The sequence below is a fragment of the Mesotoga sp. H07.pep.5.3 genome (assembly GCF_002752615.1).
In the GTDB taxonomy this organism is placed as follows: domain Bacteria; phylum Thermotogota; class Thermotogae; order Petrotogales; family Kosmotogaceae; genus Mesotoga; species Mesotoga prima.
Map to the genome: position 1 here is coordinate 1 of NZ_AYTV01000007.1, position 14,057 is coordinate 14,057.

Annotated in this window: 12 protein-coding genes; 5 read left to right on the top strand and 7 right to left on the bottom strand. The window is 47.1% G+C overall.

Going from position 1 to position 14,057, the window contains the following annotated elements:
* Positions 1–928: 928 nt before the first annotated feature.
* From V513_RS13825 to V513_RS03065, 6 genes are all read right to left on the bottom strand, one after another.
* Entirely contained in the window at positions 929–1,177 is a 249-nt protein-coding gene (locus V513_RS13825) for a hypothetical protein (RefSeq protein ID WP_180274822.1), read from the bottom strand.
* Between the two features lie 69 nt (positions 1,178–1,246).
* Positions 1,247–1,987: a DeoR/GlpR family DNA-binding transcription regulator gene (locus V513_RS03045; protein ID WP_014731777.1), complete on the bottom strand. Its 741-nt coding sequence runs from the start codon at positions 1,985–1,987 to the stop codon at positions 1,247–1,249.
* Positions 1,988–2,011: 24 nt separating this feature from the next.
* Entirely contained in the window at positions 2,012–3,004 is a 993-nt protein-coding gene (locus tag V513_RS03050; RefSeq protein ID WP_014731778.1) for an ABC transporter permease, read from the bottom strand.
* Entirely contained in the window at positions 2,991–3,998 is a 1,008-nt protein-coding gene (locus tag V513_RS03055) for an ABC transporter permease (protein WP_099771664.1), read from the bottom strand. The genes V513_RS03050 and V513_RS03055 overlap by 14 nt, the downstream gene beginning before the upstream one ends.
* Positions 3,976–5,472, bottom strand: coding sequence for a sugar ABC transporter ATP-binding protein (locus V513_RS03060; RefSeq protein ID WP_373561605.1), 1,497 nt, complete (start codon positions 5,470–5,472; stop codon positions 3,976–3,978). Before V513_RS03060 ends, V513_RS03055 begins: the two co-directional genes overlap by 23 nt.
* Positions 5,473–5,509: 37 nt before the next feature.
* Positions 5,510–6,514, bottom strand: coding sequence for an autoinducer 2 ABC transporter substrate-binding protein (locus V513_RS03065; RefSeq protein WP_099771666.1), 1,005 nt, complete (start codon positions 6,512–6,514; stop codon positions 5,510–5,512).
* Between the two features lie 498 nt (positions 6,515–7,012).
* Here V513_RS03065 and xylB point away from each other — a divergent pair, with 498 nt between their 5' ends.
* From xylB to V513_RS03085, 4 genes are all read left to right on the top strand, one after another.
* Complete coding sequence (gene xylB, locus V513_RS03070; protein ID WP_099771667.1) at positions 7,013–8,524, top strand: xylulokinase; 1,512 nt, start codon at positions 7,013–7,015, stop codon at positions 8,522–8,524.
* Complete coding sequence (locus V513_RS03075) at positions 8,517–9,161, top strand: class II aldolase/adducin family protein (RefSeq protein WP_006489900.1); 645 nt, start codon at positions 8,517–8,519, stop codon at positions 9,159–9,161. Before xylB ends, V513_RS03075 begins: the two co-directional genes overlap by 8 nt.
* Before the next feature lie 180 nt (positions 9,162–9,341).
* Positions 9,342–10,463 carry an exo-beta-N-acetylmuramidase NamZ family protein gene (locus V513_RS03080; RefSeq protein ID WP_099771668.1) on the top strand — a complete coding sequence of 374 codons (1,122 nt, stop codon included), beginning with the start codon at positions 9,342–9,344 and terminating at the stop codon, positions 10,461–10,463.
* Between the two features lie 11 nt (positions 10,464–10,474).
* Positions 10,475–11,203 (top strand): GntR family transcriptional regulator, encoded by a 729-nt coding sequence (locus V513_RS03085; RefSeq protein WP_099771669.1) that lies wholly within the window; start codon positions 10,475–10,477, stop codon positions 11,201–11,203.
* A 1,057-nt stretch (positions 11,204–12,260) separates the two neighbouring features.
* Here V513_RS03085 and V513_RS03095 read toward each other — a convergent pair.
* Complete coding sequence (locus V513_RS03095; RefSeq protein WP_143752417.1) at positions 12,261–12,656, bottom strand: hypothetical protein; 396 nt, start codon at positions 12,654–12,656, stop codon at positions 12,261–12,263.
* A gap of 344 nt (positions 12,657–13,000) precedes the next feature.
* On the opposite strand from V513_RS03095, the gene V513_RS03100 reads away from it, so the two are divergent.
* Positions 13,001–14,038 (top strand): L-Ala-D/L-Glu epimerase, encoded by a 1,038-nt coding sequence (locus tag V513_RS03100; RefSeq protein WP_180274823.1) that lies wholly within the window; start codon positions 13,001–13,003, stop codon positions 14,036–14,038.
* Positions 14,039–14,057 lie beyond the last annotated feature (19 nt).

Here is a 14,057-nt window from a genome sequence, read left to right on the forward strand (position 1 = left end):
CCTTTCAGTCTGCCTTTTTTATAACTGTTGACATAGTAGAAGCCAAAGTGAAAAAACGAGAGATTCTGAATCAAGTTCAGAATGACGGAATTATTAGCGGGTCTCTGGTCTTGAGCCTGGGTTCTCGTAAACATAAAAGGCTCACAAATTCAAGGTTTTACTGCAACTGAGGAATTTATCCCGACATCGGCTTGCGGAAGCCCCTCACTATCGTCCCGCTGGTGCCTTTTCGGAGACTTTTCGCATCCTTATCGCGACGTGGTTTTCGGAATAACAATTCGCTGTCATCCCGAACTTGTTTCGGGATCTGGTTTTGATCCTCTCGACGGGGGACGGAGGACCGTTGACGGACAACGTTGTCTTCACAGCGACTAGCGGTTTCTTTCTCTTAAGCGCACAGCGGATCTTAGGATCGAGATGATGAAACAAGTTCAGATGACGGAATCCCTGACGAAGAACCAAGAACCTGGACGCGTAGCGTCGGAACGAAGAACCGTTCTTTGACGATTTTATATTCTTGGGCTTGCAACTTGGAACAGTCAACTTGCAACTGCTCTTCATGAAGGGCCAAGGACTTTTTTTCAGCATCATCCAGCGTCTCTTAGCAAGCGTCCAGCGCCTCTCAAGGCCGAGATGATGAAACAAGTTCAGATGACGGAATCCCTGACGAAGAACCAAGAACCTGGACGCGGAGCGTCGGAACGAAGAACCGTTCTTTGACGATTTTTTATTCTTGGGCTTGCAACTTGGAACAGTCAACTTGCAACTCCTCTTCTTGAAGAACCAAGGACGGCTCTTTACAGCGCTCAGCGGGTTCTCCGCTCTTAAGCGTAAAGCGGATCTTTAGGAGTTCAGCGGATCTTGTGGCCCGCGAACCGGAACTGGCACGAAGTGCGACGGTCCTGATGTTCTTCATCAATTGTGTCTTTCAGTTATTCTTGCCACTGCTTGCAGTGACTGGTTTCAGCTTGAAGCTGAGACTGGCACCACGAAGTGGTACTGGCAAAGGCGAAGCCTTCACTGGCGGCGATGATTCTCGCCTTTTGACTGGCTCCTGAATGCTTCCCGCTGAAAGCGGCCTCACTTCCCCGGATGATACTCCGGGCATCACTTCCTGCGCAGCAGCATCACTTCCGCTGATGCTTTTTGGCGCATCACTTCCCGACGGAGTTGGCATTGCATCCACCGATGCTTTTCGGCGCCTTGCGTCCAATCAAAAAGCATCACTTCCTGCGAAGCAGCCTTCTCATATAACTTCAGAGGGCAGGAAGTCTCTGTCTTCAGTGATGACCCTGTCTATTTCGTCGATTTCGGCCATTTTGAACGGAGCGATTACGTCGAATTTGCTGTTGTCAACAAGAAGAATCTTTGTGCTGGAATTGAGCAGCATTTTTCTCTTTATACTGGCGGAAAAGGGGCTCAACTCGAATGTTCCTATTTTCTTTCTTAGCGAGGCGCATGAAAAGAAGAACTTGTTTGCATAGATTGAACCGACAAGACTCTCCGCCCTGGGGCCGATGAGCGAATCAAATCCGTACTGTAGACTGCCGCCACTAGATTCGACAGAAAACCCCTGAACCTTTGAAAGCGCGAGCAGTATGTTGATTCCGTTGGTGATTATGTGCAGCTTCTTGAAAACCCTGGAGAGTTTTAAAGCGAAAACGTAACATGTAGTGCTTTCATCTATGAAAAGGACATCGTTCTCTTCTACAAACTCGATTGCCTTCTCAGCGATTCTCTCTTTTGCCTCTCTGGCTAACCTCAGCCTTTTCAAGAAAAAGCTGTTTGGATCTGTTTCCTGATTCACCGCTCTTACGACTCCGTATCCGTTGATAACAAGGCCGGATTTCTGCAGATCTCTCAAGTCTCTTCTCAGTGTGACGAGAGATACATCCATTAGAGACGCAAGTTCTTGAGTATTGATCGATTCTCTCTCGGAAAGAACGCTAAGTATGTTTTGTCTTCTGTCTTCCTTCTTCAAAGCCATGTGCTCAACTCCAGCATATCTGTCTTATCTGACTCTCCTCCTGGTTAATCTTAGAGCTTCTACACCTAGGAGGAGTGCACCCCAAAGCGCAAGTGTGAGAAACTGACTTATCCCAAGAAGATTCAAACCGCTTGAGATAACCTGCAGCAAAATTAACCCAAGGAAAACACCGGACACCTTCCCGAAGCCACCATTTGGATTGATCCCACCTAGAACTGAAACCAGTACGGTAACCAGAAGATACGAAGAACCATAACCGGCCTTTGCGGAATTGAATCTCGCAATCATTATCAAAGAGGCTATACCGGCCAGAAGGCCCGAAATCATATAAACGAGAATGGTTACCTTGTTGGTATTTATTCCAGAGAAACCGGTAGCTTTGATGTTGGATCCGATCATGTAGGTCGACAAACCCAACCGCGTCTTGTTTAGAATTATCGCGACACCCACCGCGACGGCTACTAGAATGAACATCGGTACCGGTACTCCCAGGAAGGTTCCATTGCCAATCACAAGTAATTCCCTCGGTAGGCCTGAAATGACATACCCTCTGGTTATAACCAGGCTTATTCCTTCGAGAAAGGTCATAGTACCGAGCGTCGCGAGTATCGGAGATACGCCGATGTATGCGATTATCATTCCATTTACGAGTCCCACTAGGAGTGAAATCGACAACCCCGCGAGTACGGCCAGAAAGATCGTCCAGCCCAGTCCGGCCCCTCCCGGACCAGATGCTAAATCACCGGTCAAAATCATCGCCATGATTATCCCAGAGAGATTTGCCGAGCTTATTATTGAAAGGTTAATCCCACCCGTAAGCATTGTTATCATCATCGCGAAAGCAAGGACTCCGAGCTCGGGAAGCTGGAAGGCCATCGATTGGAGATTGCTGGGCCTTAGAAATTTCCCAGGAAGAGCGAGCGAGAACAATAGTACCAGGATGACCAGGATCGCTCCAAGCGAGAGAATCTCGGAGTGCTTTGATACTCTTCCCCTGCCTGTGTCAGTCTTCAACATTGATTATCGCTCCTTTTCTCTCGCGGACTTTTCTCTGATAGGCCGTTATACTCACGCTGATGACTATGATCGCTCCCACAAAAACCTTATGCCAGTAAGAGGAAATCCCAAGCAAAGTAAGGCCATTCTGTACGATGACAATCAAACCAAAGCCAAGAACAGTCCCTAGAATGCTGCCCGTACCTCCGGCAAGGCTGGCCCCTCCAAGAACAACAGCCGCCAGAACTTCCAGTTCCCTGCCCATCAAGGCATTGGGGGCGACAGTCAACATCATGTTCGCCTGAACGGTTGAGGCTATGCCTGCCAGAAAGCCCATGTAGCAATAGACGAATAGCTGCGTCTTGAGAACGCTTATTCCCACACGTCTTGCGGCTTCCTGATTTCCGCCCACTGCGTAGATATTTCTGCCCAGAGCAGTGTACTTTAGTATCAGCCAAGTAAGAATGAAGGAAAGAACAAGAACTAGAATCGGTATAGTAATTCCCGGGCTGTCTCCAAATCTAACGAGATTCCTCTCCATAAACCACAGTGGAAAGCCGTAAATCCATGTACCACCACTGATGAATATGAGAAGACCATAGAACAAGTTCATGGTTGCGATCGTCACGATTATTGGCGGAGTTTTGAGGAAATAAATCAGTAAAGCGTTGACCAAACCCAGAGCAATTCCGACAACCCCTCCTATAGCAAAGGCAAGGAACATATTCCCGCCCCAATTGATAACGATAGTAGCCATGATATACTGAGCAACGGTAGCAATTGCCGTAAATGAGATATCTATTCCTCCTGAAATCAAAACAACCAGCACACCTGCAACCATTATCGCCAGAAAGGAGTTGCTCTCAACCATTCCGTAGAGATTGGTGAAAGTAAGAAAACTTGGCTTCATAACGGTGAAGAAGAGTGAGACGACTATTATTACAAGCAAGAGATAGAACTCGCTCTTGCCGAATGCTTTTCTCAATCCCGAATTACTGTCCGTTGATCTTCTCATACAGCTCTTTCTCCGTGAGCTCGATGGAGTTGTACTTTCCAATTATTCTTCCCGCACTCATAATATAAGTCGTGTTTGAATGATAGATTGCTTCTTCGGCTTCATCCGTGATCATGATTATCGAAATACCTTCTGCGGCTAGCTCTCTGATTATCTTGTATATACTGTCCTTTGCGGCAACGTCTATTCCCACTGTTGGGGAGTCGAGAATCAATACTTTTGGATTTATTGCCAACCACTTTGCAATTACAACCCTCTGTTGATTGCCGCCGGAAAGCGTGTTAACCGGAGAGTCAATCGAGGGAATTTTGATTGAGAGTTCGTCGATCCAACGTCTCACTTCAGTTCTTTCTTTGACTTTACTCAAGAGCCTGATTCTCGAAAGTATTCTCTTTAGAACCGTCAGCACAATATTCTTGCTTACAGGCTGTTCCATAATGAGTCCGTGTTGCAGTCGATCCTCAGGCACATACGCAATTCCAGCTCTCATAGCGTCCACGGCGCTTCCAGGGCTAACTCTCTTCCCTTCTACGAAGATCTCTCCTTCGTCGGGAGGATTCATTCCGAAGAGTGAAAGGACAAACTCGGTTCTGCCTGAACCCATCAGTCCTGTGATACTTACTATTTCGCCCTTGTGGACCTTCAAATCAATTTCCTTGTAATTATTTCTCCTTGAGAGCTTTCTGACTTCTAGAACAACTTCGTCGCCAGAATACGGAGGCAATTTGGAGTACTCGAACTCCTTGCCTGTCATGAGAAATGAGAGTCTCTGTCTCGTCAGTTCGGAAGCATCGAAGGCACCGACTTTTTTCCCGTCACGAAGAACGGTTACCCGTTGGGCTACCTCCATTATCTCATCGAGCTTATGGCTGACGAAGATCGTCGAGATTTCTCTGTTCTGCAGTTCATTTATAACTCTAATTAGCGACTGAACCTCTTTCTTGCTGAGAGAAGCCGTAGGTTCGTCCATTATTACAAGCCTCGCCTTGGCATTTATAGCCCTGCATATCGCCACAATTTGCCTTTCCGCTATAGATAGCTCGCTGACTTCGCGTCTGGGATCAAGTGAAACCCCAATTTTGTCCATCGTCTTCATTGCTTCTTCTTCCGTCTCTTTCCATTTCATAAGGCGACTTCCTGTTTCCACTCTCGAAGAAATAGCTATGTTCTCTGCAACGGTCAGATTTGGAAAGAGCGAAAGATCCTGATAGATAACCTGGATTCCCTCTCTCACACTGTTAGAAGACTTCTGGTGGCTTATCCTTTTTCCGTCGACATAGATCTCGCCCCCGGGATCGGGTGAGTGAATACCCGAGATTATCTTGATTAGGGTACTCTTTCCAGACCCGTTTTCGCCAACTAGACAGTGGATTTCTCCCTTTTCTATTTCAAAATCGACTGAATCGAGGGCCAATACCCCCCCGAACCTCTTCGTAATATTTCTCATCTCCAACAGTTTCTCGGCCATAATCAGATCACCAGAAAGAGAGGGGGCGTACCCCCTCTCGAAATCAGAACCCGTAAGAAAGGGCGTTCTCAGCAGTTATATCGACTTGCGCGTCGAATTTCACAATGTTTCCTTCCAGCATGGCCTTCCCAAGACCGGGAATCTCGAATCCATCAACAACGGCTGGCACTATGCCTTCGGGGATTCCAGCCTCAGCCAGAGCAGCCTTGGCATCGAGCAGTGTCTTTGCCAGATAGACCTGCGCGAATCCAGCGTCTCTTGGATCCCACAGGTAACCCCACTGCATCAATCCTTGCTTGAGATACGGGTCAGCGTGGCTTGGAATAACCGTTCCGACTATCTTTACCTTTCCCTTCATGTTTCTTGCGTTGAGCGCCTGGGATGCTCCGATCGGTCCCAGTGAACCAAAGCCGACTATACCTTTTAGATTAGGATATGCATTGAGAAGCTCGAGAGTCTTTTGATAGGAAAGCTCAACACTTTCACCACATGGGATTCTCTCGGTTACTAGCTTCATATTTGGATACTTTTCTGCAACATAGGCAAGCCCAACGTCTGCCCAGAAGTTGTGAAGAGGAACTGTGAGCCCTCCGACGAAAACGGCAAACTCGCCTTCCCCGCCCATAAGCTGAGCAAGTTTCTCGAAGTTTGCTTCTCCGAACTTAACGTTGTCTATCGTTTCTACATCCCAATCGCCGCCCTTCTGCTCTGGCGACTCGTGTGTGATGATGATGATACCGTTCGCTCTTGCCTTTTCGAATACGGGCTCAAGAGCCTTCGCATCATTAGGTACTACACAGATGGCATCGACACCCTTGGCAATAAGGTCTTCAACAATCTTCACCTGCTGAGCAGGGTCTGCATCGGAAGGCCCTATCTGGTAGGCATTCACGCCGAGTTCATCTGCTGCATCTTTTACACCGACTTCCATTCTGTTGAACCAGGGGATTCCGCCGATCTTCACAACGACGGCAATCTCATAGTTCGCTGCTAAGACGGCAACTGTAAACAAGACACAGAACAGGAGCATCAGAAACTTCTTGTTCATTCGCATCCCTCCTTCTATGTGACCGGTAGGCCGGCCCAAAGATCATAAAACAAAGCATCAAAAATTCATATGATTACTTGTGATCAACATTGCAATTATATCGATTCACTCTGACAGATCCATATCCGAAGATCACTGGTTATTCGAACTTACGGCTGATGAAGACCATGTAGCGATAAATACTCTCGATTTCCGGACTATCTCATCCATTATTCCAGGAAAACTTTGGATGACCAACTTGATTTATTCCCTTCCCGTAGCTTTATTGCCAACCTAAGAACAGTCTTTGATGGACACTGTCACGGCTGACGTTACACATTATTATTCGTCGGAAATCACTCCTAATCGTTTGAACTCCTAGATATTTGTTCCTAATCGGATTTCTTCATTTACAAATTTTCTGGTAAGCTGTAGGTAATAGAGTATGATATGAAGTTATCACTTTAATGATCCGTTTTATTCAATAGCGGTTTCGAAGATGAGTTTGGGGAGGCAAGGATGAAGCAAGGGGTTCTTTCGATTGATCTGGGAACTATGGGAGTAAAAATCTCATTGGTTTCTCTAGAGGGTGAGATTCAGAAGTCGGCGTACACTGAGTACCCCATTATCTCTGAAAGTCCAGGACAGGCAGAACAAGATTCGGCGCTCTGGTGGGAGGGGATCATAGATTGTTTAAATAATTTGACTGATAGCGACAACAATCTCCCTCATCTAATCAAAGCGATCTCTATTTGCGGCCAGATGCATACCCATGTCTATCTAGACTCCAAAGACAGCCCATTAGGCCCTTCAATCACCTGGCTCGACCAGAGAAGCAGCGAAATAATCGAAGAATGGCAAAGAGACGGTAGGGCCGCAAAGCTGTTCGATCTGACCTGGATCTTCCCTACAACAACATACGCCGCACCACAGATATGCTGGGTGAAAAAGCATAGACCAGATGTTTTTTCCCGTACAAAGTCGATAATGATTGCAAAGGATTACATAAAATTTCTGCTCACGGGGAACAAGGTTACAGATCCTTCGGACGCCTCGGGAACGGCTGTCTTCGACATAAGAACGAATCAATGGAGCAGGGAGGCTCTCGAACTAATTGATCTGGATGGAGGTCTTCTTCCGGAGGTGATTCCTTCAGCGAGAATAATCGGTCATGTCACCGAGAAAGCGGCAAGAGAGACCGGCCTGATTCAGGGGACACCGGTAGTCAACGGAGGTTCTGATCACTCAGTGGCTGAAATGGGTTCGGGCCTTCTCGGTGAAGGAGAGGTTTCGTGCATAGTCGGCACGGCCGGTGTTGTTGCCGCCTGCACATCCAGCCCGGTAATAGACCCAAAGAAGAGGGTCATGTGCTGGAGCTATCCACTTGAGGGTTACTGGGATATTCTCGGGATTACTCAGACTGCCGCTTCTAGCTTAACCTGGTTTAGAAATGTCTTCGACAAAGAGAGAAATAACGAAGTGTTTGACGAGTACTCCTCCCTGGCGAAAGGGGTTTCTCTCGGGTCGGAAGGCCTAGTTTTCCTTCCTTATCTCATGGGTGAAAGAACCCCATTGTGGGATTCAAAGGCAAGGGGCGTCTTTTTTGGACTGACCATGAAACACTCCAAGGCACACATGGTCCGGGCAATTATGGAAGGGGTTTCATTCTCCATAAAAGACTGTATGAAAGTCGTTGAAGAGTTGGGAGTCAAATTCGACAGTGTGAACGTTATGGGAGGGGGCAGTAAGAGTCCGGTTTGGCGGAAGATACAATCAGATGTCTACGGAAAGAAAGTGAGAACCCTAGAGACTCAGGACACCGGTGCAATAGGCAACTTGATACTCGCCCTTCTTGCCACAAATGAAATTGGCGATCCTGGGGAAGCTGCCAAGCTGATCAGACATGTTGAAACTGTGATTCCTGACCCAATCAGGGCGAAGAAATATGAGAATCTATTTGGAATATATAAAGAGATCTATGTCAGCACACGTTCAATCATGGAGAAGTTGGAGGCGTATACGCATGAATAGAGATGAACTTGCAAGCCTGGTGCTAGATGCCTGCAAGAGAATGGAAGACAGGGGCATGACGGTGGGAACATGGGGAAACATAAGCGTCAGAGTCGACGATGAAACCTTCCTCATAACCCCAAGCGGGATGAGCTACGGGAGTTTGAAGATCGATGATATTGTGATGGCAGACATGAAGGGCAATACTATTGACAGCAAACGAAAGCCAAGTATAGAACATGCACTGCACAGGACGATCTACAGGCACAGACCGGATGTTGGAGCGGTTATCCACACCCATCCCCAATACTCTACGGCATTCGCGATAGCCAGGAAAGATATACCTGCTGTCTCCGAAGAACTGATACAGATAATTGGAGAGGGAGTGAAATGCGCGGAGTACGCATTACCCGGAACAGAAGAACTTGCGGCAAACGTAGTTTCCGCACTTGGAAACAACAACGCCGCTTTACTAGCCAATCACGGAGCAGTCTGTGTCGGAGGCGATTTGAGCGACGCCTTCAAAGTGGCAGAAGTACTTGAGAAATCTGCAAAGACAATTATCATGGCTACGATTTTAGGAACTCCCAAAGTTATCTCTCATGACGAGTGTCTTAAGATGCAAGATTTTGTGAAGAATCATTACGGACAGAAATAGTGGATTTCTTTCCTATATATTATTAATTCGAATCCTGAGCCGATTAATCGGCTCTTTTTCTTTCCTAACCTTTAGGCTCGTAAAGCTCTTCACCGAAACTTCCGTGAGGACTCGGAAAATGATATGACAATATGGCATGATTGTCATTGAGAATAAACATATTTGCAGGGGGTGATGCTCATGATTCTACTCGGGATAGACCAGCTTCAGAAAAATGGTCTCAGCGGGTTGAAGAAGAAAGCTATAGGACTGGTAACTAACTTCTCTTTTGTTGACTCAGACTTGAAATGGGGAATTGACATACTGTTCGAAAACGGTCTGAATGTAAAGAAGATCTTCACACCGGAACACGGCCTGGGAGGAGTTGCAGACGGAGCGCATGTCAGTGATACCCTCCACCCGAAGTACGGGGTACCCATCGTCAGTCTATACGGAGACAAACGCAAACCCGTGAAGGAGGATCTTGACGGCTTGGACATGCTGGTATACGACATACAGGATGTGGGATTGAGATTCTATACCTACATATACACTCTTGCCTATACGATGGAAGCTGCCGCCGAGTACGGTCTTCAATACATGGTCCTTGACAGGCCAAACCCTCTGGGCAGAGGAGTCTTTGGAAGTAGAATCGAAAACGATCTCCAAACCTTTGTTGGTGGTTACGAGCTTCCTTTACAGTACGGTCTAACCACTGGCGAACTAGCTCAGTACTTCAAGAAACTCAAGAGACTCGACCTTGATCTGAAAATTTCCAGGCTTGAAGGGTGGCGAGGAGAGATGCACGACAACACATCCCTTCTCTGGAATGTACCTTCACCAAACGTGCCAACATTCGAGTCCCTTCTCGGCTATGCAGGGACCTGCTTCTTTGAAAGTACAAGCGTATCTGAAGGCCGGGGTACTTTTAAACCCTTCCTTGTGATAGGCGCTCCGTGGATAGACGGCTCCGACCTAACCAAATACCTCAGGGAGGAGTTCCCTGGTCTTAGAGTTAGGAGCCGTGATTATATGCCCTTTTACAGAAAGTATGCCAATGCCAACTGCAGTGGAGTCGAATTCTTCCCCAGGATTGAAGACAACTATTTCGTGATAACTTTGAAGATGATGGATTATTTGCTAAAATATGAACAATTTGATATCATGGATCGTTCGGACGATCTAATAGGTATTAAAGAAAGCGCACTGAAGATCAGAACACATAACCTTGATTACAGAGAGTGGAAGGAATCCGGAATGGAGTTCATAGACTTTGTAGAGGATTGTCTTCTTTATCCCGGTGAGTTGAAGTATAGAGAGTGAAGGGGGTCGTCATGGCCGAAACACCGATTCCGCTATATTACAAGCTATATATGGACTTAAAGGAATCCCTGAATTCCGGAAAATACCAGAAAGGGGACAAGCTTCCAACAGAGAAGGACCTCTGTCAAAAATACAGTATAAGCAGACTTACAGTTAGAAGGGCGATGGATGAGCTCAGAAGAGAGGGGGTCATTGAAAGGCTGAAGGGGAAGGGAACCTTTGTAACGGGCTCCAAGAGAGAAGAACAACTGGCCATACTTACAGGGTTTACAGACGAAGCAAGAAAGAGAGGCATTGAGACTCGCTCCGTGGTTCTCGAAAACAGACTCGTAAGGGTTCCTGCCGATGCGGTTGAGCTCTTCGACATTCCTGCCGATGCAATGGTTGTGCTCTTGAAGAGAATAAGGATCCTAGAGGGCGAACCCTACGCAATTGAAGAGGCATATCTGAACGTGGGAGCTGACATTAGGCTTCTAAACATAACCCAGAGAGACATGGAAAGGGAATCACTGTATGGAATTCTGAGAAAGGAGTTTGAAATCAACATCTCCTACGCCGAAGAAGAAATGGAGCTTACCAGACTCAAGAAGGAAGAGGCGCGTTTTCTTAGACAGGAGCAGGACGATTGCGCAATAATGAGGAAGCGATTCACCTACACAAAGAGCGATATCTGCATTGAGTACGTAATTTCACTATATAGGGCAGACAAGAGCAAGTTCAAGATTGTCAGAAGAATATGAACCGTGGTTGGGGGTAGGAGGTTAGGGGTCGGAAAGAGCGAAGTGAAACCGGTTCGCCGTTGGACGGTTCTCCGTTCTACGAGAAGAACGGTTGTGAGTTCCTAGATGCAAGTTGCAAGAAAAAGAAAGGAGACCTGTTCTAATGGCAATGAAGTAAGCTCGTTACTGACATTCAACAAGAGAACATCATCGAGATTCTGAATCAAGTTCAGACAGATTCTTTCGCTCAGCGCTCAGCGGGTTCTCCGCTTTTAAGCGCACAACGGTTCTTAGGATAGAGATGCTGAAACAAGTCCAGACGAATTATTTCGCTTTCGGAATCAGCAAAGGCTGTCATACCAGTCTCGCCTTCTCGCGTGTCTCTCACGTTGTCATCCCGGACTTGATCCGGGACCTGGTTTTGATCCTCTCTGAGAACGGTGGACCGTTGACGGACAACGCGGTTTTCATCAGTGTACAGCGGTTCTTAGGATAGAGATGCTGAAACAAGTTCAGATGACGCGAAGGGCAGGGTATCGATTACAGGGTATGGGGTCTCGTGAAGAGAACCGGCAATCAATTCAGGGTTTCAATGCAACTGAGGAAGTTGTCCGCGCAGCGGTTTGTGGAAGCCCCTCACTATCGTCCCGCTGGTGGCTTTTCGTAGACTTTTCGCATCCTTATCGCGACGCGGTTTTCGGAATAACGATTTGCTGTCATCCCGAACTTGTTTCGGGATCTGCTCTTGTGAAGGGCCGTGGTTGCAGGTAACGGTTGGGGGTTGGAAAGAGCAAAGTGAAACCGGTTCGCCGTTGGACGGTTCTCCGTTCTCCGAGAAGAACGGTTGTGAGTTCCTAGATGCAAGTTGCAAGAAAAAGAAAGGAGACCTGTTCTAATGGCAATGAACTAAGCTCGTTACTGACATTCAACAAGAGAACATCATCGAGATTCTGAATCAAGTTCAGATGACGAATTCTTTCGCTCAGCGACCAGCGGGTTCTTGCTCTTAAGCGCACAGCGGTTCTTATGCTCGCAACTTGGAACAGTCAACTTGCAACTGCTCTTCCGAAGGACGGGTTCATGGTTTGGGACGAAGGACCAAGGACGGCTCTTTGCAGCGTTCAGCGGATCTTGTGGCCCGCGAACCGGAACTGGCACGAAGTGCGACGGTCCTGATGTTCTGCATCAGTTGTGTTTTTCGGTTGTTCTTGCCACTGCTTGCAGTGACTGGTTTCAGCTTGAAGCTGAGACTGGCACCACGAAGTGGTACTGGCAAAGGCGAAGCCTTCACTGGCGCCGATGATTCTCGCCTTTTGACTGGCTCCTGAATGCTTCCCGCTGAAAGCGGCCTCACTTCCCCGGATGATACTCCGGGCATCACTTCCTGCGCAGCAGCATCACTTCCGCCGATGCTTTTTGGCGCATCACTTACCGACGGAGTCGGCATTGCATCCACCGATGCTTTTCGGCGCATGCTCTTCTCTTTCGGAGGTGGATCATCAACGGGCAACGACCATTAGCCTCGTATTATCGAAGTGAAGAATTCGAAATCTCTTTCTTATTGCTTTCTGAACTAATCTTACCAGCCAGTGTGTCAAAGAAAATGATTACGACGGAAAGATTAGCTCTAGTTCAATCTAATGAATGGCAACAGCTTTAATATGATGATGCTTAGGTGTTACATAATTTATGTTATAACTAAGTATCGCAAAACCGAGTAGGTTACTCTATTTTGGAGAGAATACCCATTTAAGGTATTATTGTATAGATGTTTTTTCACTATTGAAAGTGGGTTATGCTTTCTTATAAGGGGAGGAAATGATGAAGATCAAGGATCTGCGTTTCACTGAAAAGAAATGGGACTTCGTAAAGCCTTTTCACATTGCGAACAATGTTTCCACTTCCAAAGTAAATATCGAGGTGGAACTGGTTCTTTCAGACGGAACAGTCGGTCTGGGCGAGTCCTCTTCATCGTTCAGGGTCAACGGTGAGAGCGAAGCAGCAATTTTCCAGCTCCAGAAGGAGATCCTCGAGATGATCAAGGACCTAGACGTCCGTGACTACAGGAAGGTCTTTGCAAAGCTGGATGCGTACTCCAGAACAGCTCCCAGTTTGAAGGCCGCCATTCAGTTCGCGACGCTACATGCTTTCTCGAGATCGATCTCCACCCCTGTATATCAGATTCTTGGAGGGATGAAGGACTTTGTGGAAACAGACAAGACCGTTAGCATCGGTAGTCTGGAAGAGACTGTTCATGATGCAAAGGAGATCTTTGATGCCGGCCACAAAGTTATCAAGATGAAGGTAGGCGAAGATGTAAAGAGCGACGTGGCTAGGGTGCTGGCAGTCAATGACGAAATCAAAGGAGTCAGGTATGTCATTGATGCCAATACCGGTTACACGACCAAAGAAGCATTGAGATTCATAGATGCAATGTACAGAAACGATGTGCCTGTGGGGATATTTGAACAACCGGTTCCTGCCGAAGACTTCGAAGGATTGAAGATAATCAGGCAGGGCTCGATGTATCCAGTTGGCGCAGATGAAAGCGCGAAGACGAAGTACGATGTTATGAGGCTTATAAAGGAAGGCGCCGTCGACTACGTCAATATCAAACTCATGAAGTCGGGTCTCTCTGACGCTCTTGCGATAGTGGAGATGTGCAACAGCGCGGGCATTGGTCTTATGATAGGCTGCATGAGCGAGTCTGGAATCGGAGTCTCACAGAGCGTGCATTTTGCTGCGGGGACTGGCGCTTTTACTTATCACGATCTAGATTCTCATTTATTGCTCAAGGATGTCGATCCTGTCGGGTTCAGTCAGGAGAAAGATAGACAGTATCCTATTCTGTTCTAATTTTGTCATCAACCTTTAG